This window comes from Mesorhizobium sp. M0618 (genome assembly GCF_040320765.1).
Classification (GTDB): Bacteria; Pseudomonadota; Alphaproteobacteria; order Rhizobiales; family Rhizobiaceae; genus Mesorhizobium.
In genome coordinates, this window is record NZ_JAMYQH010000010.1 from 76845 (window position 1) to 99197 (window position 22353).

Annotated in this window: 23 protein-coding genes and 1 riboswitch; of the genes, 13 read left to right on the forward strand and 10 right to left on the reverse strand. The window is 63.1% G+C overall.

Annotated features, from left to right (window positions below):
• Positions 1 to 60 precede the first annotated feature (60 nt).
• Positions 61 to 1614 carry an acetolactate synthase large subunit gene (locus NKJ04_RS13180; RefSeq protein ID WP_352675450.1) on the forward strand — a complete coding sequence of 518 codons (1554 nt, stop codon included), beginning with the start codon at positions 61 to 63 and terminating at the stop codon, positions 1612 to 1614.
• Between the two features lie 30 nt (positions 1615 to 1644).
• Here NKJ04_RS13180 and NKJ04_RS13185 read toward each other — a convergent pair whose 3' ends face one another.
• On the reverse strand, positions 1645 to 1947 hold the full coding sequence (locus NKJ04_RS13185) for a BolA family protein (protein WP_128304678.1): 303 nt from the start codon (positions 1945 to 1947) through the stop codon (positions 1645 to 1647).
• 181 nt (positions 1948 to 2128) lie between these two features.
• Between NKJ04_RS13185 and NKJ04_RS13190 the strand changes: the two genes are divergently transcribed.
• The 4 genes from NKJ04_RS13190 (at position 2129) to NKJ04_RS13205 (ending at position 6806) form a co-directional block, all read left to right on the forward strand.
• Positions 2129 to 2758 (forward strand): J domain-containing protein, encoded by a 630-nt coding sequence (locus NKJ04_RS13190; protein ID WP_032909134.1) that lies wholly within the window; start codon positions 2129 to 2131, stop codon positions 2756 to 2758.
• A 123-nt stretch (positions 2759 to 2881) separates the two neighbouring features.
• Positions 2882 to 3868, forward strand: coding sequence for a cobaltochelatase subunit CobS (gene cobS, locus NKJ04_RS13195; protein WP_023811073.1), 987 nt, complete (start codon positions 2882 to 2884; stop codon positions 3866 to 3868).
• Between the two features lie 11 nt (positions 3869 to 3879).
• Positions 3880 to 5781, forward strand: coding sequence for a cobaltochelatase subunit CobT (gene cobT / locus NKJ04_RS13200; RefSeq protein WP_013529369.1), 1902 nt, complete (start codon positions 3880 to 3882; stop codon positions 5779 to 5781).
• A complete protein-coding gene (locus tag NKJ04_RS13205; protein WP_352554445.1) occupies positions 5778 to 6806 on the forward strand; it encodes an esterase-like activity of phytase family protein in 1029 nt (342 codons plus the stop codon). Before cobT ends, NKJ04_RS13205 begins: the two co-directional genes overlap by 4 nt.
• An 11-nt stretch (positions 6807 to 6817) precedes the next feature.
• On the opposite strand, the gene NKJ04_RS13210 is transcribed toward NKJ04_RS13205, so the two are convergent.
• From NKJ04_RS13210 to rpmB, 3 genes are all read right to left on the reverse strand, one after another.
• Positions 6818 to 7489 (reverse strand): spermidine synthase family protein, encoded by a 672-nt coding sequence (locus NKJ04_RS13210; protein WP_352441750.1) that lies wholly within the window; start codon positions 7487 to 7489, stop codon positions 6818 to 6820.
• Between the two features lie 59 nt (positions 7490 to 7548).
• The gene (locus tag NKJ04_RS13215; RefSeq protein ID WP_352441749.1) at positions 7549 to 8229 is read right to left on the reverse strand and encodes a queuosine precursor transporter; all 681 of its coding nucleotides are present in this window, start codon (positions 8227 to 8229) and stop codon (positions 7549 to 7551) included.
• A gap of 183 nt (positions 8230 to 8412) precedes the next feature.
• On the reverse strand, positions 8413 to 8709 hold the full coding sequence (gene rpmB / locus NKJ04_RS13220; RefSeq protein WP_013529373.1) for a 50S ribosomal protein L28: 297 nt from the start codon (positions 8707 to 8709) through the stop codon (positions 8413 to 8415).
• A gap of 271 nt (positions 8710 to 8980) precedes the next feature.
• Here rpmB and NKJ04_RS13225 point away from each other — a divergent pair, with 271 nt between their 5' ends.
• The 3 genes from NKJ04_RS13225 to NKJ04_RS13235 are packed head-to-tail and all read left to right on the forward strand — an operon-like array spanning position 8981 to position 11452.
• Entirely contained in the window at positions 8981 to 9769 is a 789-nt protein-coding gene (locus NKJ04_RS13225) for a DUF3108 domain-containing protein (protein ID WP_352675459.1), read from the forward strand.
• Positions 9770 to 9803: 34 nt separating this feature from the next.
• Positions 9804 to 10781 carry an aromatic amino acid exporter YddG gene (yddG, locus tag NKJ04_RS13230; RefSeq protein WP_352675462.1) on the forward strand — a complete coding sequence of 326 codons (978 nt, stop codon included), beginning with the start codon at positions 9804 to 9806 and terminating at the stop codon, positions 10779 to 10781.
• A complete protein-coding gene (locus tag NKJ04_RS13235) occupies positions 10778 to 11452 on the forward strand; it encodes a lysoplasmalogenase family protein (RefSeq protein ID WP_352675464.1) in 675 nt (224 codons plus the stop codon). The genes yddG and NKJ04_RS13235 overlap by 4 nt, the downstream gene beginning before the upstream one ends.
• Positions 11453 to 11465: 13 nt before the next feature.
• Here NKJ04_RS13235 and NKJ04_RS13240 read toward each other — a convergent pair whose 3' ends face one another.
• Together NKJ04_RS13240 and gloB are read right to left on the reverse strand one after the other, a co-directional pair.
• The gene (locus NKJ04_RS13240; protein WP_352675467.1) at positions 11466 to 11894 is read right to left on the reverse strand and encodes a cupin domain-containing protein; all 429 of its coding nucleotides are present in this window, start codon (positions 11892 to 11894) and stop codon (positions 11466 to 11468) included.
• Positions 11895 to 11913: 19 nt separating this feature from the next.
• Complete coding sequence (gene gloB, locus NKJ04_RS13245) at positions 11914 to 12681, reverse strand: hydroxyacylglutathione hydrolase (protein ID WP_352675630.1); 768 nt, start codon at positions 12679 to 12681, stop codon at positions 11914 to 11916.
• A gap of 196 nt (positions 12682 to 12877) precedes the next feature.
• On the opposite strand from gloB, the gene NKJ04_RS13250 reads away from it, so the two are divergent.
• The 3 genes from NKJ04_RS13250 (at position 12878) to NKJ04_RS13260 (ending at position 16497) form a co-directional block, all read left to right on the forward strand.
• Complete coding sequence (locus tag NKJ04_RS13250; RefSeq protein WP_352441747.1) at positions 12878 to 13660, forward strand: class I SAM-dependent methyltransferase; 783 nt, start codon at positions 12878 to 12880, stop codon at positions 13658 to 13660.
• A gap of 120 nt (positions 13661 to 13780) precedes the next feature.
• Positions 13781 to 15607, forward strand: coding sequence for an ABC transporter ATP-binding protein/permease (locus tag NKJ04_RS13255; RefSeq protein ID WP_352675470.1), 1827 nt, complete (start codon positions 13781 to 13783; stop codon positions 15605 to 15607).
• A gap of 86 nt (positions 15608 to 15693) precedes the next feature.
• On the forward strand, positions 15694 to 16497 hold the full coding sequence (locus tag NKJ04_RS13260) for a DUF1194 domain-containing protein (protein WP_352441745.1): 804 nt from the start codon (positions 15694 to 15696) through the stop codon (positions 16495 to 16497).
• 70 nt (positions 16498 to 16567) lie between these two features.
• On the opposite strand, the gene NKJ04_RS13265 is transcribed toward NKJ04_RS13260, so the two are convergent.
• Together NKJ04_RS13265 and NKJ04_RS13270 are read right to left on the reverse strand one after the other, a co-directional pair.
• Positions 16568 to 17503, reverse strand: coding sequence for a glycosyltransferase family 2 protein (locus NKJ04_RS13265; protein ID WP_352675472.1), 936 nt, complete (start codon positions 17501 to 17503; stop codon positions 16568 to 16570).
• A gap of 15 nt (positions 17504 to 17518) precedes the next feature.
• Entirely contained in the window at positions 17519 to 18475 is a 957-nt protein-coding gene (locus NKJ04_RS13270) for a glycosyltransferase family 2 protein (protein WP_352675475.1), read from the reverse strand.
• Positions 18476 to 18803: 328 nt separating this feature from the next.
• On the opposite strand from NKJ04_RS13270, the gene NKJ04_RS13275 reads away from it, so the two are divergent.
• The gene (locus NKJ04_RS13275) at positions 18804 to 19124 is read left to right on the forward strand and encodes a DUF1330 domain-containing protein (protein WP_352675478.1); all 321 of its coding nucleotides are present in this window, start codon (positions 18804 to 18806) and stop codon (positions 19122 to 19124) included.
• 7 nt (positions 19125 to 19131) lie between these two features.
• Here the strand turns inward: NKJ04_RS13275 and metW are convergent, their stop codons facing one another.
• Positions 19132 to 19749, reverse strand: coding sequence for a methionine biosynthesis protein MetW (metW, locus tag NKJ04_RS13280; RefSeq protein ID WP_128304666.1), 618 nt, complete (start codon positions 19747 to 19749; stop codon positions 19132 to 19134).
• Positions 19746 to 20915: a homoserine O-acetyltransferase MetX gene (gene metX, locus NKJ04_RS13285; RefSeq protein ID WP_352675480.1), complete on the reverse strand. Its 1170-nt coding sequence runs from the start codon at positions 20913 to 20915 to the stop codon at positions 19746 to 19748. Before metX ends, metW begins: the two co-directional genes overlap by 4 nt.
• 114 nt (positions 20916 to 21029) lie before the next feature.
• A riboswitch (SAM riboswitch) is annotated at positions 21030 to 21107 on the reverse strand.
• A gap of 136 nt (positions 21108 to 21243) precedes the next feature.
• On the opposite strand from metX, the gene hisC reads away from it, so the two are divergent.
• Positions 21244 to 22353, forward strand: a complete 1110-nt coding sequence (gene hisC, locus NKJ04_RS13290) for a histidinol-phosphate transaminase (protein WP_023811091.1) — start codon at positions 21244 to 21246, stop codon at positions 22351 to 22353.

Below are 22353 nucleotides of genomic sequence, written 5' to 3' on the forward strand. Positions count from 1 at the left end.
ATTGCTGTGCGGGCGCGCCTGGGTGCAAGTGCTCTTCGATCGTGAGCGGGAGGGAATTGCATGAACGGCGCCGATGTCCTGTGTGACGTGCTTCTGGCCAATGATGTGACAGTCTGCTTCGCCAATCCCGGCACCTCCGAAATGCACTTCGTTGCAGCACTTGACCGCAAGCCGAAAATGCGTTGCGTGCTCGGGCTGTTCGAGGGGGTGGTGACCGGGGCCGCCGATGGCTATGCGCGGATGACCGATCGGCCGGCCGCGACGCTGCTGCATACCGGTCCCGGCCTGGCCAACGGTCTCGCCAACATGCACAATGCCCGGCGTGCCTTCAGCCCGATAATCAACATCGTCGGCGACCACGCCTCTTACCATCTGCCGCTCGATGCCCCGCTCACCAGCGATATTGAAAGCCTTGCGGCGCCGATGTCTAACTGGGTCGGCCGCGTCAAGGGCCCGGCCGATATCGCGCCGGCAGCTGAAGCAGCCTTTCGCGCCTCGCTGACACCACCCGGCGTCGCGACGATGATCCTGCCGGCGGATGCCGCCTGGGGCGAAGTCGACGCGGTTTCGGTCGGCAAGGTGAAGCTGGTGCCAGCGCCGGCCGTCGATATGGACGCCGTGCGCAAGGTCGCCGCGGCGATCCGTGCCGCTCCGGGCCGGGCAGGCATGATCGTTCGCGGAAAGGCCGCACGCGCCGATGCGCTCGCCATCGCCGGGCAAATCTCGACGGGCAGCGACGTCCGGCTGTTCGGCGAGGTTCTGATCGCACGGATGCAACGCGGGCGCGGGCGTGTCGCGCCGGCCCGCATCCCCTATCCGGTCGACGCGGCGATGGCTGTGCTCAGGGATGTCGATGTTCTGATCCTGGTCGGCGCGAAGGAGCCGGTTGCCTTCTTCGCCTATCCGGGAAAACCGGGACGGCTCGTTCGGGAAGGCTGCGAGGTGCTGACACTGGCCGCCCATGGCGAAGATCTGCATGCGGCGCTGGAGGCGCTTCGCGACGAACTTGGCATCAAGCCGCCGAAACGACAGGTCGTCGCGGCCGCTTTTCCCGACGAGGCAACGCCGAGCGGCAAGCTGACGGAAGATGCGATCGCGCTGTCGGTGGCGCGCAAACTGCCGGCCGATGCGATCATTTGCGATGAAGCGGTCACCTCGGCCAGGCGTTTCTTCGCGCTGTCGGCCTTTGCAGCGCCGCACGACTACATGATGGGCACGGGCGGATCGATCGGCGGCGGCATCCCGATGGCGACCGGGGCGGCAATCGCCTGTCCGGACCGCAAGGTGATCAATCTCGAGGCCGATGGCAGCGGGATGTACACGGTGCAGGGATTGTGGACGCAGGCGCGGGAAAAGCTCGACGTGGTGACGATCGTGTTTTCCAACCGAACCTATGCGATCCTGCATGGCGAGATGAAGAATGTCGGCGTCGGCGCCATCGGCGAGAACGCCAGGCGCATGCTCGACCTCGACTATCCCTCGCTCGACTGGGTGTCGCTGGCCAAAGGCATGGGCGTGGAGGCGGCCCGCGCCGAGACCTGCGAGCGCTTCGAGGCGCTGCTGGACAGCGCGCTGTCACGGCGCGGGCCGTTCCTCATCGAAGCGGTGCTCTGAGCGCGGCGAAAAACGATAGGCGGAACCGAGCTACCAGCGGGTCTTTTCGCCGGGAGCCGCCGGTTCGATCGCCAGCGCGTGCACGCCGGCCTTCAATTCATCGGCAAGCAATTCATTGACGGCGCGGTGACGGTCGATGCGGCTCATGCCGGCAAAGGCGGAAGCGACGACGCGGACGCGAAAATGCGTCTCGCCGGTGCCGTCGTAAGTGCCGTGGTGGTCGGAGCCGTGATGGTGGTGACCGGCATGGAGATGGCTCTCGTTGATGATAACCAGCCTGTCCGGCGAAAATGCCTTATTGAGCTTGTCTTCCATGGTCGCCTCTATGGACATCGCCATCTCCCTTCACCAAATATCGCTGGCGTCTCGGCCTGGAAACCGAAAATCGGTTTCGCGAGGGGCCGCCGCCGTGCAACAAAATCCGCCATTCGCCTGCTTTATGCCGCGATTCAGCGGTTAGGGCGATGATCGCGAAAATGTCAATTCTTGTTTCGCATCTGCGAACGCCCCATAAATGGGTAAGATGAAGCCGTACCCCAAATATTTCGAGAAGATTCGCGTCCGCCCCGACAAGGACGCGGAGCTGAAGTCGCACTCGCCGATCTGCCAGTGGGACGGCTGCAAGGAAGCGGGCACCCATCGTGCGCCGGTCGGGCGCATGAAGGAGGGCGAGTATTTCCATTTCTGCTTCGATCATGTGCGCGAGTACAACAAGGGCTTCAACTACTTTTCCGGCGTGCCGGACACCGAGGTCGCGCGCTTCCAGAAGGAAGCCATGACCGGGCACCGGCCGACCTGGAAGATGGGCGCCAACGGGGCCTCGACGCGGTCGTCGCCCGATATGGCCCAGATGCGTTCCGGCCGGGCCGGCTACTATAACCGCATGCGCGACCCGTTCGACCTGTTCAAGGGACCGAAGGATCCGCGCGAGGCGCGCGAGCGCAAGGCCAAGCCGCTTGAGGCCAAGGCGCTGGAAACGCTTGGCCTTGATACAAAGGCGACTGGCAAGGAGATCAAGGCGCGCTATAAGGAACTGGTGAAACAGCACCATCCGGATGCGAATGGTGGCGACAGAGGTTCGGAAGACCGGTTCCGCGATGTGCTGCAGGCCTATCGCGTGCTCAAACAGGCGGGCCTGTGCTGAGCGGCCATACGGTTCGTGTCGTTTTCCAACTTTCATAAGGTTGGAAAAGGCTCTAAGACCGCCCCCGGACAAAATCGATTGCCGGCGAAATCAGACGTTTCGCCCGTGGAGACGTTGAGAGATATGAACAAGGTCGATCGTGACATCGCCAACCTGCCCGACACGACGGTGTCGGTGAAGGAGAAATTCGGCTTCGAGTCCAAGATGGTGGTGCCGGCCTATTCGGTGACATCGGAGCATGTGCCCGACATCGACCCGGACTATCTCTTCGACAAGAACACGACGATGGCGATCCTTGCGGGCTTTGCCTACAACCGCCGCGTCATGGTGTCGGGCTATCACGGCACCGGCAAGTCGACCCATATCGAACAGGTTGCCGCCCGGCTTAACTGGCCTTGTGTGCGCGTCAACCTCGACAGTCATGTCAGCCGTATCGATCTCGTCGGCAAGGACGCGATCGTCGTCAAGGATGGCCTGCAGATCACCGAATTCCGCGACGGCATCCTGCCCTGGGCCTACCAGCACAATGTCGCTCTGTGCTTCGACGAGTACGATGCCGGCCGTCCGGATGTGATGTTCGTCATCCAGCGCGTGCTGGAATCGTCGGGCCGGCTGACGCTGCTCGACCAGAGCCGGGTCATCCGCCCGCATCCGGCCTTCCGGTTGTTCTCGACCGCCAACACGGTCGGCCTCGGCGACACCACTGGCCTCTATCACGGCACCCAGCAGATCAACCAGGCGCAGATGGACCGCTGGTCGATCGTCACCACGCTGAACTATTTGCCGCACGACAATGAAGTCGCCATCGTGCTGGCCAAGGCCAAGCACTATCGCGACAGCAAGGGCAAGGACATCGTCAACAAGATGGTGCGCGTCGCCGACATGACGCGTTCGGCCTTCATCAACGGCGATCTGTCGACCGTGATGAGCCCGCGCACCGTGATCACCTGGGCCGAGAATGCCGAGATATTCGGCAATATCGGCATGGCGTTCCGGCTGACCTTCCTCAACAAGTGCGATGAACTGGAACGCTCGGTGGTGGCCGAGTTCTACCAGCGCGCCTTTGGCGAGGATCTGCCCGAGAGCGCCGCCAACGTGGTGCTGGGCTAAGCAGAGTCTCGATGGCGGGTCCGGGCGACAACACGCGCAACAAGTCGAAGACGGGTTCTGAAGCCGACAGCTTCAAGCGCGCCGTCACCGTCTGCATGCGCGCCATCGCCGGCGACAAGGAGCTGGAGGTCGGCTTCGCCAAGGACCGGCCGGCGCTCGCCGGCAGCCGTGCGCGTCTGCCAGAATTGCCGAAGAAGGCGTCGAAGACCGATATCGCGATCACCCGCGGCCTCGGCGATTCCATGGCGCTGAAGCGCGCCTGCCACGATGTGCGCATCCACACCAAGCTGGCGCCGGAAGGCAAGGCGGCCCGCGCCATCTATGACGCGGTCGAACAGGCCCGCGTCGAGGCGATAGGCTCACGCGCCATGCAGGGCGTCGCCGACAATATCGGCTCGATGCTGGAGGACAAATACGCCAAGGCCAACCTCGTCGACATCAAGGACAAGGCCGACGCGCCGATCGAGGAAGCTCTTGCCCTGATGGTGCGCGAGAAGCTGACCGGCCGCCCGGTCCCGAAAAGCGGCGAGCGGCTGGTCGAACTCTGGCGCCCCTGGGTCGAGGAGAAGGCCAAGGCCGACCTCGACGGATTGTCGGCCAAGCTCGGCGACCAGCAGGCGTTCGCCCGGGTCGTGCGCGAGATGCTCGCCTCCATGGAGATGGCCGAGGAACTCGGCGACGACCAGGAGACGGAAGATTCCGAGGACAATGACGACAACCAGCCGCAAGGCGAGGAGCAGAGCGAGGAGGGCGGCGAAGAGGATTCCGGCTCCGAGCAGTCGCAGTCCGAGGATGCCGAAGCTTCGGCCGATGACGAACAGTCGGCCGAGACCGAAGCCTCCGACGCCACCGCGGACGACCTGTCCGACGATGACGACGCCGATGCCGAAACGCCCGGCGAGGCGCGCCGCAACGACAATCCCTTCACCAATCTGCCGAAGGAGATCGACTACAAGGTCTTCACCACGGCTTTCGACGAGACGGTCGGCGCCGAGGAGCTGTGCGAAGAAGAAGAGCTCGACCGGCTGCGCGCCTTCCTAGATAAGCAGCTGGCCAATCTGTCCGGCGTCGTCGGGCGGTTGGCCAACCGGCTGCAGCGTCGCCTGATGGCACAACAGAACCGCTCCTGGGATTTCGACCTGGAAGAAGGTTACCTCGACCCGGCAAGGCTGGTGCGGGTCGTCATCGACCCGATGCAGCCGCTGTCGTTCAAGCAGGAGCGCGACACCAAATTTCGCGACACGGTGGTGACGCTGGTGCTCGACAATTCCGGCTCGATGCGCGGCCGGCCGATCACGGTCGCGGCAACCTGCGCCGACATATTGGCCCGCACGCTGGAGCGTTGCGGCGTCTCGGTCGAGATCCTCGGTTTCACCACGCGGGCCTGGAAGGGCGGGCAGGCGCGCGAGAAATGGCTGAAGGACGGCAAGCCGCCGAATCCTGGCCGGCTCAACGATCTGCGCCACATCATCTACAAGTCCGCCGACCATCCGTGGCGGCGGGCACGGCGCAATCTCGGCCTGATGATGCGCGAAGGCCTGCTCAAGGAAAATATCGACGGCGAGGCGCTGCTGTGGGCGCACAACCGGCTGATCGCCCGGCCCGAGCAGCGCAAGATCCTGATGATGATCTCGGACGGGGCGCCGGTCGACGATTCGACGCTGTCGGTCAATCCGGGCAATTACCTCGAGCGCCATCTGCGCGCCGTCATCGAGCTGATCGAGACGCGTTCGCCGGTGGAACTGCTGGCCATCGGCATCGGCCACGACGTCACGCGCTACTACCGCCGGGCTGTCACCATCGTCGATGCCGAGGAACTGGCCGGCGCCATGACCGAGCAGTTGGCTTCGCTGTTCGCCGAGGAAAGCGCGAAGGATACGCGACGCGGCGGTGGTATGCGGCGCGCCGGATGATCTCCAGGCGCGGCGGGTTTCGGCAGACGCTTTTCGCCGCCATCGCCCTGCTTTCCGGCGTGGCTTCGGCGGCAGCCGGTTCGGCCGACTCTAGTTCTGTCGAACCGGCCGAAATCTCGGCCCGCCCGATCACCGAATTCCACATTGGCCGTGCCGGCAAGCAGTTCGGCCCGTTCGAATTCGTCGGCGGGCTGGAGATGACCTCGCCGACACGCGATTTCGGCGCGCTGTCGGCCTTCCGCTTCCTGAAAGCCGGCGGTGACTTCATCGGCGTTGCCGACACCGGCTTCTGGTTCTTCGGCACGGTGGTCCGCGACGCGGAAAAGCGACCCTCCGGCATCCAGAATTTCCGCATGCAGCAGATGGTCGACCAGACCGGCCGGCCGATCGACAGGAAGTGGGAGGTCGATGCGGAAGGTCTCGCGGTCAAGAACGGCATCGCAACCGTCGGCTTCGAGCGCAGCCACCGCGTCGCCCAGTTCAAGATCGACCCCAACGACATGAAGGCACCCTTCAAGCCGCTGGATTTCGCCGTTCCGGCCCGCGAGCTGCGCCAGAATCGCGGCTTCGAGACCGTCACCCACGCCAATGCCAACGGCCAGCATGAGGGCGGCCTTGTCGTGGTCTCCGAGAAGAGCCTGGACAAGGCCGGCAACATCTATGCCGCCATCATCGAAGGACCGCACAAGGGCGTCTTTACCGTCAAGCGCAATGGCGATTTCGACATTACCGACGGGGCCTTCCTGCCGGATGGCGACCTATTGCTTCTGGAGCGCAGTTTCTCGATGGCCAGCGGCGTCAAGATGCGGCTGCGGCGCATCTATGGCGAAAGCGTCGAGAAGGGCGCGGTCGCCGACGGGCCGGTGCTGCTGGAGGCCGACATGGGCTACCAGATCGACAATATGGAAGGGCTCGACGTCTGGACCCGCGGCGACGGCGCGCTGATGGTGTCGCTGATCTCCGACGACAACCACTCGATCCTGCAGCGCAACCTCTATCTGGAATTCATTCTCCACCAGGATTGAGCCCGCCGGCTTTACGTCCTGGTGGCGATCCAGATGACATGGCGGGCGCCACGCTTGCCGTTGGCGCGCGTACTGACCTCTTCGACCCCGAAGCCTGCCTGCTTCAGCCGCCGCGTGAAGCCGATGTCGGGGCCTTGCGACCACACTGCCAGCACGCCGCCGGGTTTCAGGGCGCTGCGTGCGGCTGCGAGGCCGTGCACGCTGTAAAGTGCGTCGTTGGATTTGTGGACGATGCCTTCCGGGCCGTTGTCGACATCGAGCAGAATGGCGTCCCAGGCCGCGGGCCGCGACCGGATCAACTGCCCGACATCGGTTTCCTGGATGGTGACGCGAGGATCGTCGAGACAGCCGTCAAAGATTTCGGCCATCGGGCCACGTGCCCAGGCGACGACGGCGGGCACCAGTTCGGCGACGACTATTCCGGCATCATTGGCCAATTCTGTGAGTGCGGCGCGCAAGGTAAAACCCATGCCAAGCCCACCGATCAGGATTGTGGGCCGGCTCTGGCCGGCAATCCGCTCGCAGGACAGTTTTGCCAGCGCTTCCTCGGAACCGCTGAGGCGGCTGTTCATCAGTTCGTTGGTGCCCAGCATGATCGAGAATTCGGTGCCGCGCCGCTTGAGGCGAAGTTCTTGTGCGCCATCCGGGATCTTGGCCGAATCGAGCTGGACCCACGGGATCATGATCTTTGTCCGACCATGATCTTTTCCGAAAACCGGGTCCCACTTTTCGGGATCATGGTTTAAGCCGCTACCGCCGGCTGGCTCCAACGGGCCGCGAGCAGACGGTAGGGGATCAACGCCACCACGGCGATGATCAGCTTCACGCTGAGGTCGCCCAGCGCCCAGGAGATCCAACGCATCGCATCGACATGGAAGATGCCCATCAAGGGTGCGTTTTCCAACGCAAAGCCGTCGTTGGGACCAGCGAAGGCGAAGGCGGCCGAGAACGCGACGGTGAAAAACACGGCGGTGTCGAACACCGACCCGACCAGCGTGCCGATGATCGGCGCGCGCCACCAGCTCTGCCGGCGCAGCCGGTTGAAGACGGTGACATCGAGCAGTTGCGCGCTGAGGAACGCCGCTCCGGACGCGGCCGCGATACGCACCAGCCGGTCGGCGGCGGTCTCGAGTTCGATCAGGCCGTGGCGGAACAGGAAGGGCGGGACAAGGATCGAGCAGATCACCGCCGTCATGAAGCCGACAAAGACGATCCGGCGCGCCGCAGTGGGTCCGTAGCGGCGGTTGGCGAGGTCGGTGACCAGGAACGAGAAGGGATAGGTGAAGGCCCCCCAGGTCAGAAGATCGGCCAGCGAGAGGCCGCCGATCTGACCCTGCATCGGGAATTGCACGAGAATGTTCGATGCCACGACGACAAGCGCCATGGCGGCCACGAATGGCAAATACCGCGAGAAGGAAGTCATTTTTTTATCCTGGGTAATGGAACCAGCCAAGCACCATGCCCATGCGGGCGATGCTTGCCTTCGTATGTGGGCACCGGATTGCCAAAACCTTGCGGCTTCGATCCGATGCTCAGGCCAACAAGATGTTGGCCAGAGGCCAACAAGAGGTCGGCCAGGGCGGTCGTCCCCCGCCTTTGAACTGTTTTAAGCGGCAGCCTGCTCGGCGGTCTTCTTGGCGATCTGCTTTTTCAGCAAACGGGCGCGCTGCGACAATTCCTTGACGTCTGCCTTGGCCAGGAAGGCGTCGAGGCCGCCGCGATGTTCGACCGAACGCAGCGCGTTGGCCGAAATGCGCAGGCGCACGTTCTGGTTCAGCGCTTCCGAAATCAGCGTCACATTGACGAGGTTCGGCAGGAAGCGACGCTTGGTCTTGTTGTTGGCGTGGCTCACATTGTTGCCGGACATGACTGCCTTGGCAGTGAGTTCGCAGGTGCGGGACATTGTTCTAACCTTCAGTTCTCGGGTCTGCCAAACACTCAAGCCCACGCCGGGTGGCGCGCGGTTCTGGTCAGGCGGCCTTATGGAAAAAGTTGGCGTTCCATAGTTGCATTTCGCCGAGGCGTCAAGCTCCGGCTTGCCCAGCCCTGCATTGCCCACGGCGCGCCCGGCATTTTCATATTAAGGCCGGAATTCATCCTATAAGCGGTTCCATAGGGACATGCCAGACCGGAGTTGCCCGCCTCCGGCCCAAAATCAAGGACCCGATCCCGCCATGCTTCGTTCGCCACATGCCCTTGTTGCCATGCTTGCCATAGCTTTGCCGTCCGCCGCGTCTGCTGCCTCGCCGCAGTCGTTCAAGGGCGAGTACACGGTGTCGTTTCTTGGTCTTTCGATAGCGAAATCAACGTTTTCCAGCCGCTATGAGAACGGCGCCTACGCGATCCAAGGCAGTGTCACCGCGGCCGGTCTCGCCAAGCTGTTCGACGACACGCGCGGCACGATCTCGTCCAAAGGCACGATTGCGGGCAAAAAGATGGTGCCGCAGGCATTCCGCGCCGACTACACCTCCGGCAAGAAGGCATCGGTGGTCGATATCCGCTTTGCCAATGGCAGGGTCACTTCGACGAAGGTCGTACCGGCACCAGGCAAACGCGACCCCAAGAACTGGGTACCGCTCGGTGCCGGCGACCTGGCATCGGTGCTCGATCCCATGGCCGCCACCGTCATTCATGCCGACAGTCTCGACCAGGTCTGCGGCCGCACGGTGAAGTTCTATGACGGCGAGATGCGTGCCGACCTGACGTTGACCTACGCGTCGAAAGGCACGATCTCGGTCCCGGGCTACAAGGGCGACACCGTCACCTGCCAGATGGGCTTCGAGCCGGTGGCGGGTTATCGCAAGGGCCGCAAGGCGCTCAACTATCTCAAGAACAAAAGCCACATGATGGTGACGTTTGCACCGCTCGGCCAAACCGGCGTATATGCGCCGATCCGTGCCACGGTTGGCACGCAGATCGGCACCTTGACCATCAGCGCCGGGCGTTTCGAAGCCGTACAATAGCCAGGCGCGGAATTGGCGCGCCACTGGAGACAGAATGGGGCGCGCAACACTGATCGGCTTTTCGGCGGTCGCCATGTGGGCGTTGCTCGCACTGCTCACCGATGCGTCGGGCCAGGTGCCGCCGTTCTTGCTGTCGGCGATCACCTTCTCGATCGGCACCGGCGTCGGGCTGGTCGCGCGGCTGTTCATGCCGGCACCCGACAAGAGCCAGAAGATACCGCCGCAGGTGTGGCTGATCGGCATTGCCGGCCTGTTCGGCTATCACTTTTTCTATTTCACCGCGCTGCGCAATGCGCCGGCGGTGGAGGCGAGCCTGATCGCCTATCTGTGGCCGCTGCTGATCGTGCTCGGCTCGGCGCTGATGCCGGGCGAAAAACTGGCCTGGAACCATGTCGTCGGTGCGCTGCTCGGCCTTGCCGGCACCGTGCTGATCGTCACCAAGGGCGGTGGGCTGGCCTTCGACGCCCGCTATTCCTTCGGCTATGCCATGGCTGCCGTCTGCGCCGTCCTGTGGTCGGCCTACTCGTTGTTGTCGCGGCGTTTCCCGTCGGTGCCGACCAGCATCGTCACCTGGTTCTGCGCGGCGACCGCGGTGCTGTCGCTCGCCTGCCACCTGGCGCTGGAACAGACGATTCTGCCTGACGGTGTCGGCCAGTGGCTGGCCGTGCTCGGCCTTGGCCTGATGCCGGTGGGTGCCGCCTTCTATGCCTGGGACATCGGCGTCAAGCGCGGCAACATCCAGGTGCTGGGTGCTGCAAGCTATGCGGCGCCGCTGTTGTCGACGCTGGTGCTGATCGCGGCCGGCGTCGCCGAGCCGTCGCTGCGCATCCTCGCCGCCTGCGTGCTCATCACCGGCGGCGCGGTGCTCGCCGCAAAATCCCTGTTCCTGCGCAAGCCGGCTGCGGTCGAGAGCGGAGCCGAGGCATCCGAAAGCGGAGCCGGGGCATCCGAAGACGGAGCCCGGGCATCCGAAGGCGGAGCCCGGGCATCCGAAGGCGGAGCCAAGGCATGACGATGCCGTTTGCGGGCGGCATCGACGCCAATGCCAATGCGACACTGATTTTTTCGCTGGCGGCGGCGGTCATCTACGCCTTCACGCTTGGCATGCCGCCGACGCTGGCCCGCTCGGCCGCAAAGACGCTTGCCGTGGCGATGCTTGCCGTGCTGGCGGGGCTGCAAGGCGGCCCGCTGCTGCTGGTCGCCGCGCTCGCACTCAGCGCCGTTGGCGACGCCTTCCTGTCACGCGACGGCGAAAAGGCCTTTCTCGGCGGGCTGGCCAGTTTTCTTGTCGCTCACGTCGTCTATGTCGCGCTGTTCCTGCGCAGCGGTGGCGGGTTGGGAGTGCTTGGCGCCGAGCCGTGGCGCGGAGTGATCGCGCTCGCCATGGCGGTGTTCGTGGTCATCGTGCTGGCGGCGCTGTGGCGTCGTGTCGGTCCCAGCCTGCGTATCCCGATCACCGTCTATATCGCCGCGATCCTGGCAATGGGCATCTCGGCGCTGACAACCAGCAATATGTGGGTGATCGGTGGCGCCGTGCTGTTCATGGTATCGGACGGGCTGCTCGCCACGGAGAAATTCCTTGTCGCCGCCATCTCGCCCCACCGCGCCTGGATGCGCTTCGCCGTCTGGGCGCTATACTACGCCGCCCAGCTCGCGACCACGCTAGGCTTCCTGCTAAATTAAGGTTCTTGCCAAGTTAGGACTGTCCAGGCTGCCAGCCGGGTGCCGCCAGCTCAAAAGCTGCAAATTCGAAGCCCGGCGCGACGGTGCAGCCGACCAGCGTCCATTCGCCCAGGCTGCGCGCCGATTGCCACCATCCTGCGGGCACGACGATCTGCGGCCGCTCACCGGCTGCGAGATCGATGCCGAGGACCTGCTCCACAACGGCACTGCCTTCCTCCCACATCGCCAGCGCCAGCGGGGCGCCGGCATGGAAATGCCAGACCTCGGCGGCATCCTTGACCCGGTGCCAGGTCGAAACCTGATGCTCCTCAAGCAGGAAATAGATGGCAGTCGAATGGCCGCGCGCGCCGCCGGTGCCATCGCGAAAGGTCTCGGCATACCAGCCGCCTTCCGGATGCGGCTTCAGCCCGAGCGTCGCGATAATTTCTGCGGAGCTGGTCATGGCGACGATACCACCGGGCCTAGAAATTGTCCTTGCGCTTGCGGATTTCGGCAAAGACCTCGGCGTCCGAAGCTTTCTCCAGCCCCAGATGCTTGCGGATCGCCGGATCGTGCCAGCGCAGGAAGGGATTGGTCGACAGCTCCTCGCCGATCGTCGTCGGCAGCGTCGGCTTATTGTCGGCGCACAGCTTTTCGATCTTGGCGGCGCGTTCCTTCAATGCCGAATTCGTCGGGTCGACGGTCAGCGCGAAACGGGCGTTGGCGAGCGTGTATTCATGACCGCAATAAATAATCGTTTCGGCCGGAAGCGCGGCCAGCTTCTTCAGCGAATCGTACATCACCGGCGGCTTGCATTCGAACAGCCGTCCGCAACCCAGCGCAAACAGCGTGTCGGCGGTGAACGCCACACCCGAAGCCGGCAAATAGTAGGAAACGTGGCCGGCGGTGTGGCCGGGCGTGGCGATGACTTCGATCTTTTCATCGCCAAGATGGAGAACCGAGCCGTCTTCGACGGTCTCGTCGATGCCGGGGATCTTGGCCTTTTCCGCTTCCGGGCCGACGATGCGCAGCTTGAAGCGCTCTTTCAGCGCCAGATTGGCCTCAACGTGATCCATGTGATGATGCGTGGTCAGGATCATCGTCGGCGTCCAGCCGGTGCGCTTGAGCGCGGCCAGGATAGGCGCTTCCTCGGGCGCGTCGATGATCGCGGTCTGGCCGCTTTTGGGATCATGCACCAGCACGCCGAAATTGTCGCTGCGGCACATGAACTGTTCGATTTCGACCGGCATCGCATCTCTCCGTTTATGGCCGCAGACATAGGGCGCCGGCGCGTGGATGTCATCCTGGATGTTGAAGACATCCTGGATGTTGAGCAACATTCCGGGACGTTGAACGACGTCCCGCAATGTCTAGTGACATTCCCGGAATGCCAGGTCGTCGCGGCCTGTTGTTGAAACCCGCCGATATCGCGGCTACATCCCTGCCATGCATTCCGACATCGTCGATCTTCGCTCCTTCTATTCGACAACACTCGGCCGTTTCGCCGAGCGTTCGATCACCATGGCGTTGTCGTCGATATGGGCGGTCGTGCCCAACGAGCGGCTGGTTGGTCTGGGCTACACCTTGCCGTGGCTGGAGCGGTTCGGCACCGACGCCGAGCGGGTCTTCGCCTTCATGCCGGCGACGCAGGGCGCGGTGGTGTGGCCGGCGACAGGGCCGACGGCGACGGCACTGGTCTTCGACGAGGAACTGCCGCTGGTCGATTCCTGCATCGACCGCATGCTGCTCGTCCATTCGCTCGAACATGTCGAGAACCCGCGTGAGACGCTGAACGAGATCTGGCGCGTGCTGTCGCCGGCTGGCCGGGTGGTCATCGTCGTGCCCAACCGGCGCGGTGTCTGGGCACGCTTCGAGCATACCCCATTCGGAAATGGCCGGCCCTTTTCGCGCGGCCAGCTCACCGAATTGCTGCGCGAGGCGAATTTTACGCCCGCCGCCTGGTCCGATGCGCTGTTCTTTCCGCCGTCGAGGCGCCGTTTCATGATGCGCTTCCACAATGTGCTGGAGCGCGCCGGCCGGCGGCTGTGGCCGATCTTTTCCGGCGTCATCGTCGTCGAGGCGCAGAAACGGCTCTATCAAGGCGTGCCCGTCGTCCAGCGTGCCTCGCGCCGCGTCTTCGTGCCGGTGCTGTCGCCGCATGGCGCCACCCGGCTTGGCCGTCACAAAGCCGGTGCCGAGCCCTCGGCTGCGCGGGTGACGGCTTCGTGATCACGGCAAGCGTGCCTGACGTCGTTTCCCTGCCTATCTGTCGCAAGCGGACCGACAGCCCATACGAACGCCTGTCAAGTTTCTCCATCCGGTTTCAGCACTGACGCAAGGACCTCGGCCATGGCTGATCAACCGGACAATGCCGCCGCCGTTCAGCCGGTTGCCGTGGCGGTCGAAACCAGCAGCCTGCGCGATCAGGTGATGACGATCCGGCGGGCGCTGGCGGGATCGCCGGTTCGCAAATGGTTGCAGTGGACATCGGTCGGCATCATGGCCGTGATCATCGCAACGTCGATCGGCCAGGTTCTGCTCAACCGCTGGAACCAGCCTTTCTACGATGCGCTTGCGCGCCGCGACATGGCGGCCTTCCTGCACCAGCTCCTCGTCTTCGCGATGATCGCCGGCGGGCTGCTGGTGCTCAATATCGGCCAGACCTGGCTCAACCAGATGATCAGGCTCAAACTGCGCGAGGCGCTGACGCTGGATCTGATCGATCAATGGATGCGGCCGGCGCGCGCCTTCCGGTTGGCCAATGCCGGCGCCATCGGCGTCAATCCCGACCAGCGCATGCAGCAGGACGCCGCGCATCTGTCCGACCTGTCAACCGATCTCGGCGTCGGCCTGCTGCAGTCGTGCATCCTGCTGGTGTCCTTCGTCGGGGTGCTGTGGGAGCTGTCCTCGGGCTTCGTGTTCCACATCGGCGGGACCTCGCTGGCCATACCGGGCTACATGGTCTGGGCCGCCATCCTTTACGCCGGCATCGCCTCCTGGCTGAGCTGGCTGGTCGGGCGCCCGCTCATCCGCCTGAACAGCGACCGCTATACACGCGAAGCCGAGCTGCGCTCCTCGATGGTGCGCGTCAACGAGAATGTCGATGCCATTGCGTTGTATCATGGCGAGGCCGACGCCAGGCGGCGGCTCGAACTCGATCTCGGCACGGTGCTGGGCGCCATGCGGCGCATCTACACCGCCCAGATCAACCTGTCCTGGGTGACCGACACCTATGGCTGGATCACCGTCGTGGCGCCCATACTGGTCGCTTCGCCGGTCTATTTCTCAGGTGATATCAGCTTTGGCGGGCTGATGATGGCGGTCGGCGCCTTCAACCAGGTCCACTCCTCCTTGCGCTGGTTCATCAACAACATCGGCAGTATCGCCGATTGGCGCGCCACGCTGATGCGCGTGGCCGATTTCCGCATCGCGCTCGATGAAACCGATGCGCTGCATGACACCGAAAAGCGCATCGCCTTCGGCCAAAACGTCAATGGCAGCCTGACTTTCGAGAAGCTCGAAGTGGCCTCGCCGGAGGGTTGCACCAGACTCGCCGACCCGCATGTCGAAATCCGCCCCGGCGAGCGCGTGATGATCACCGGCGACCCCGGTGCGGGCAAGACGCTGTTCTTTCGTGCCATTGCCGGCCTGTGGCCATGGGGAAGCGGCCGGATCGGCCTGCCGGCGGGAGAAACCCCCATATTCGTGCCGCGCGTGCCTTATTTTCCGGTCGGCACGTTGCGCGAGGTCCTCGATCACCCGAACGGGCCCGCGCCGGCGAACGATGCCGACATTTCGGCGGTGCTGGCCGAGGTCGGTCTGGGACGGCTATCCTCGTCGCTCGACCGCGCCGGGCGTTGGGACCATGAGTTGGGCGATGACGAACAACGCTCGCTGGCCTTCGCCAGGCTCGCCTTGCGGCAGCCGAAATGGGTGATCATCGATGAGGCGCTGGATGCGTTCGACGGCCCATCGCTAAGACGCGTGCTGTCGATGCTCGATAAGCGTTTGCCGGGGACAGCGATCCTCAACATCGGGCGCGGCCAGCACAACAACCACTTCTTCCCGCGCGCGTTGACGATCATCAAGGATTCCGGTGCGCCAGCCCTGAAGCCCGCCCGCGTCAGAGCCGGCGCGATCGAACCGCCGCCAGCCGCCGCTCGTCGCAAGAAATGAGCTGATTTCCGGGCGAGGGAAGCAGAGCTTTATTTTGCCGCGATCGCGAGGGAAGCTCCTCGGGAGAAACAATCTTGGCGACGGCCATGCTTGATGCTCTGCGCCTGCTTGCCTGTCTTGCCTGCGCCCAGGCTGCCCCGGCCGCCTCGCCGCCGGATGCGCTCGCCGTCGACGTCGAGCTGGTGCTGGCGGTCGACATCTCGCTGTCGATGGACGAGAAGGAGTTCGCCCTGCAGCGGGCCGGTTATGTCGAGGCGCTGCGGCATCCCGACTTCATCAAGGCTGTCCGCGCCGGCGCCAAGGGCCGCATAGCGCTGACCTATTTCGAATGGGCCGGCACGGTGCGCGACGACGCGGTCATCGGCTGGCAGATTATCGATAGTGCCGAGAGCGCGAACAGCTTTGCCGACAAGGTCGCGGCTCGTCCGTTCCGCAGCTTTCGCGGCACTTCGATTTCCGGCGCGCTGGCCTTCGGCACCGAGCTTTTCGACCGCACGTCTTTCCAGGGCGAACGCAGCGTCATCGACATTTCGGGCGACGGACCGAACAATATCGGGCCGCCGGTCACCGCGACGCGTGATGCGGCGACTGCCAAAGGCATCATCGTCAACGGCCTGCCGATCCTGATCAGCCCGTCGCCCACCTTCAGCCATCTCGACCAGTATTATGCGCAGTGCGTGATCGGCGGACCCGGTTCCTTCGTGCTGCCTATCTATGCCGCCGCCGAGTTTTCGACAGCCATCCGGCGGAAGCTGCTCCTGGAAGTGAGCGGCATTCAGGACGAGGTGAGAAGTGTCCCCGTCGACGCGGCGACGCCGATAGACTGCCTGCAAGGCGAACGGGACAGGCGGTTTCTATCGGATCCGTATTTTCCCGAACTTGACCGTTGAGCTCTCGACAGAGGGGTTAACGCGATCCGGAGGAAAAACCATTCCACAATTTCCCGGAATCCCTATCGGTTTAAGCGGGCCGGGCACCAAATTGATTGCGAAACTCGTTGGAGAGATCGCGGCGCCAGCGCCGGCCATGGACATAGCCTTGCATCAATTCCGGCAGCGAATAGCCAAGCGTTTTGGATGAACGGTTGGCCATGTAGCCCTGAAATGCCTCCGGTATCCTGCCTCGCAGGATGTCGGCGATGAGCTGCCGCGAGATCATGTAAGGCGGAATGTGCGGGTAGGCATGGGCAATATGCGGATGTTTGCCCATCAGGTTCGCATAGGCCTCGACATAGCCGTCACGGCGGCCGGAAATCGAGTTCTCCGAATTGTATTTCGTCCAGTCCAGATCCCTGGACAACTGCGCACCGAAGCGCCGGGCAAGGCGCAGCAGCAATTCGCGATCCTGCATGCGGGTGATGTCGCTGTCGTAGCCGCCGATGGCCAGCAAGGCTTCGCGGCGAGCGGTGATCGCGGAGCCGGCAATGAAGATGGTCTGCCCAACCAGCGTCCGCTCCAGCATTGCGGGGCTCACGAACGCCTCGGGGTTGACGCAGTTTGTGATGCGATTGCCTTTCAGGGACACGAACGAACTGATCAGCACTTGCAGTGCAGGATTCTCATCGAACCAGGTCAGGGTTCGTTCAAGCCGGTGCGGCATGTAGATGTCGTCGGAATCGAGGAACGTCACCAACGGTGCCCGCGCGCGCTCGATGCCGGCATTCCTGGCAGCGTTGGCGCCTCGCCATTTCGCCCCGACATAGATCAGCCGCGGGTCCTGGATACGGGCCAGCGCCGCTTCGGTTCCATCAGTCGAACCATCGTCGACGACAATGTGCTCAAGCCTCGACATGCTCTGGGAGAGTACGCTGTCCACGGCGCGCAACACCGTTTCGCGTCGGTTGTGGGTCGGCGTAATGACCGTGATGAGAGGTGTTGGTTCGATGGTTTTGACCATTTTGACCATAGTGCTTCAGCTATGTCCCACGTAGAGGGGCACGTTTTCAACCTCGTCCCGAACCAGCCCAAGGGCCATGGCCGCTTGTGCACAAAAAACCAGCGCGCAAAAGGCCAATCCGACGATCAGTGCAAACGGGATCTGCCATGCCGGCATTCCGAGCCGAGTTGCATGCGTCAGAATACGCCCGCCCACTTTCCAGGACGTCGAAAACCAACGTCTTGTCGCCTTCAGCACTCGCGCGGCTTGGGATGGCGATGCCAGTGCCACATATTTCCGGTCCGCATCGCGCCCGGTGACCAGGGCACGCCAAAAGAAAAAGCGCCAACCGCGCGGAGGATAATGGCTGGCCCGGGCATCGACTCTGACAAAATCATGCCCGCTTGCTCGTAACTGGCTGGTGAGCAACGTGCAAGAAACCTTGAATCCATTGCTGGCCGGAAAGGGATGGCCGGCTAACCAGCTTCTGCGGAAGGCGCAATTGTTGGCGTTCATCGCGCGCTTGGAGGCAAAGCGCCGATCACCATCACGCAGCGGGAAGAACCACAGAAGCGCAAAGGTCCGCGACGCGAAATCGTCACAGCCGAGATAGGTGTAACCGTTCACGGCGATTGTCTTCGGGTCCTGGAATGGTTTGAGAAGTGCCGAGAGCCAGCCGTCTTCGATCACTGTATCGGAATCGCAGAAAATGACGATGTCGCCCTTGGCCAGCGCGGCGCCTGCGTTCTTGATCTCATAGTACCGGCCGCCCGTGCAGGCGCTGAAGACCGCATTTGCTACCATGCCAAGTTGCGGAACAATTTCGGTGAGACGATGCCGCAGAAGCGGTGTGTCGGTATCTGGTCCGCTGTGAACGACGATGACCTCCGGTTTTAGGTATTGACCGGTTGTCGTCACGGCTTCTATTTCCCGTGCCAAAGCACTCAACGAAACGCCGATCTCATCTTCATTGATGGACTTGGCGTTTTCCATTTCGACAACGATCGAATAGGTCAGGTTCCCCGCTCCGTGCTTCGCTCGGCATCGCGTCCAGCATGACACTACGAAAAACATATTCCCGTGTCATCATCTGGTTGCAGAGTTCAATCCGTCCGCAACCACGAATTCGCAACCTTGCGTCTCAACGGCAACACCCTGAGGGCCGGAGACTGGAAACGGCCTCAGGATCGCGCAGGCCGATTCGTCACGATCGCGTCCATGTCATTCTTATTACTTTTGGAGTAATCGAATTCCGTCACGACCCTTGGCAATCTGTGCCTGTGGAGCCGGCAATCGGCTTCGATTGAAAGGGAGTGCACTTATGACCGCTTACGCCGTTGCCCATATGCGCCAAGCCACGATGGGCCCGCAGATCGTCGAATACCTGCACAAGATCGATGCCACGCTGGAACCTTTCGGCGGCCGTTTTCTGGTCCATGGCGGCGATGTCGAGGTGATCGAGAACAACTGGCCGGGCCATCTGATCATCATCGAATTTCCCGACAGGCAGCATGTGCATCGCTGGTACAATTCGTCCGCCTACCAGGCGATATTGGCGCTGCGCACGGACAATTCGGAGGCCGATGTGGTGTTTGCTGACGGCGTCGAACATCCGCACAAGGCCACGGACATCCTCGAATAGCTTGCGGCTACTGCCGTTTCAGCAAGAACACTGCCTGCTGGCCGAAGAAGTTCCAGAACCACCACGGCATCGACAGGCCGATCTTCTGGCCGTTGGCGTCGAGAGCGGTTGCCTTCTCGACGGTCGCGCCGAGCTCGTCGCACAGATTGACGAAGTCGCGGATGGTGCAGAAGTGGATGTTGGGCGTGTCGTACCAGGAGTAGGGCAGATCCTTGGTCACTGGCATGCGGCCGTTGACGAACAGTGACAGACGCACACGCCAATGGCCGAAATTGGGGAAGGAGACGATGGCGCGATTGCCGATCCTGAGCAGTTCGTCGAGCACCAGCTTCGGGTTGCGGGTGGCCTGCAGCGTCTGCGAGAGGACGACGAAGTCAAAGCCCTTGTCGGGATAGAATTCGAGATCCTTGTCGGCATCGCCCTGGATGACCGAGAGGCCGCGCGCCACGCATTCGTTGACGCCGCGCTGCGACAGCTCGAGCCCACGGCCGTCGACCTGCTTGCTGTCCTGCAGCAATTCGAGCAGCGAGCCGTCGCCCGAGCCGACATCGAGCACGCGCGACTGTGGTGGGATGAGGTTGGCGACGACTTCAAGGTCGACGCGCTGGTCGAAATTGACGTTCATGATGAGAGCCCTCTTGCTCGTGCCGCCGAGCCGATGAAGCCGTTAATGGCGGCAAACAGTTCCGGCTCGTCGAGCAGGAATGCGTCGTGGCCGCGGTCGGTTTCGATCTCGACGAAGGATACCGATGCGCCGGCGGCGTTGAGCGCATGCACGATCGAGCGGCTCTCCTCGGTCGGAAACAGCCAGTCCGAGGTGAAAGACACCAGGCAGAAGCGGGTTTTCGTTCCGGCGAAGGCATCGGCCAACCGGCCGCCATGGTCGGCGGCAAGGTCGAAATAGTCCATCGACCGCGTCATGTAGAGGTAGGAATTGGCGTCGAAGCGATCGACGAAGGTCATGCCCTGGTGGCGCAGATAGCTTTCGATCTGGAAGTCGGCGTCGAAGCCGAAGGTCAGCGCCTCGCGATCTTGCAGATTGCGGCCGAACTTGCGGTGCAGGGCGGCTTCCGACAGGTAAGTGATGTGGGCGGCCATGCGCGCCACCGCCAGGCCTTTTTCCGGGCGTTTGCCGTGCTCGAAATATTTGCCGCCATGCCAGTCCGGATCGGCCATGACAGCCTGGCGGCCAACCTCATGAAAGGCGATGTTCTGCGAGGAATGGCGCGCGCCGGTGGCGATCGGCAGCGCCGAGAAGACGCGCTCCGGATAGCTCGATGCCCATTCCAGCACCTGCATGCCGCCCATAGAGCCGCCGAGCACACAGAACAGCCTTTCGATGCCGAAATGGTCGATCAGCATCTGCTGCGCCCGCACCATGTCGCGAATGGTGATAATGGGCAGGTCAAGCCCATAGGGCTTGCCGGTGGCGGGATTGGTCGAGGCCGGACCGGTGGACCCAAGGCAACCGCCGATGACGTTGGAGCAGATGACGAAGAAGCGATTGGTGTCGATGATCTTGCCGGGGCCGATCAGCACTTCCCACCAGCCAGGCTTGCCGGTCACCGGATTGGTGCTGGCGACGTGCTGGTCTCCGGTCAGTGCATGGCAGACGAGGATGGCGTTGGAGCGGGCATCGTTCAGCGTGCCGTAGGTCTGGTAGGCGATCTGGAACGGTGACAGCAGCGTGCCGGCGTCCAGCTTGAGCGGCTTGTCGGATCCAAAACGCAAAACCGGGCTCGACGGTTGGTCAACCTCGTTGTTGGTTTTGCGGGCACGCAGAACGGCCATGACATCCATCTCACACTTTGAGCCCACGCATCGCGCTTGTCGAAAGTCGATGCCGATCCGGGTGTCCGGCCGGCGCGGACAACAAAAAACCGGCATTGCGGTTGCAAAGCCGGTTACAGGATGCAAACGGCCCTTTAGCAAGTTGTTTAACGTGGCTGCAAGCCGACCGGCCAAATCACCACGGAAGTCCGCTCCCCTTCTAGGGCTGTGGCGCGCCGGCGTCAACGGCCAGCCTTGGGCGGTGGCTGTCGCCTCTCGACATTGCAGGCCACGGCTTGTATTTCCGCTGCGGCTTCCCTCAGGAAGCGTTCTCGACGGATTTTGCGACATGAGCCAGACACCGGACCAGGCACGTCCAACCCCGCGCGCGGGCATCATGGACATAGACGCCTATGTGCCGGGCAAGAGCACGGCGCCCGCGGGCGTCGCCAAGGTTCACAAGCTGTCCTCGAACGAGAATCCGCTCGGGCCCTCGCCGAAAGCGATCGAAGCCGCGCGCGAGATTGCCGGAAAGCTCGACGTCTATCCAGATGGCACCGCCAGGCGGCTGCGCGAAGCGATCGCCGAGGTGCATGGTCTCAACCCGCAGAACATCATTTGCTCCAACGGCTCCGACGAGATCCTCGGCCTGCTGGCGCAGACTTATCTGGCGCCCGGCGACGAGGCTGTCATCACCGAACACGCCTTCATGGTCTACAAGATCTACATCCAGTCGGCAGGTGCCGTTCCGGTGACGATCAAGGAAAGAGACGAGCGCGCCGATATCGACGCCATCCTCGCAGCCGTCACGCCGCGCACCAAGATCGTGTTCCTGGCCAATCCCAACAATCCGACCGGCACCTATGTGCCTTTCCAGGAGGTGCGCCGCCTGCATGCCGGCCTGCCCAGGCACGTGCTTCTGGTGCTAGACGCGGCCTATGCCGAATATGTCCGCCGCAACGACTATGAGGCCGGCATCGAGCTGGTCGGTGCTGCCCAGAACGTGGTGATGACCCGTACCTTCTCCAAGATCGGCCTCGGCGGAGCGCGGATCGGCTGGATGTATGCGCCGATGCATATCGTCGACGCCATCAACCGCGTGCGGGGTCCCTTCAACGTCAATGCGACGGCGATCGAGGCCGGTATCGCAGCCATCCGCGACCGCGCCCATGTCGAGCGCAGCGTGGCGCACAACGAGACCTGGCTGGCCTGGCTGAGCGAGGAATTCACAAAGCTCGGGCTGCGGGTAACGCCGAGCGTCGGCAATTTCGTTCTCGTTCATTTTCCCGATGACCAGAAGCATTCGGCGGCCGCGGCGGACGACTATCTGACGGCGCGCGGCTATATATTGCGGCGCGTTTCGGGCTATGGCTTTCCCAACGCGTTGCGCATGACCGTCGGCACCGAAGAGGCCAATCGCGGCGTTGTCGCCGCTCTCACGACATTCCTGAAAAGCTAG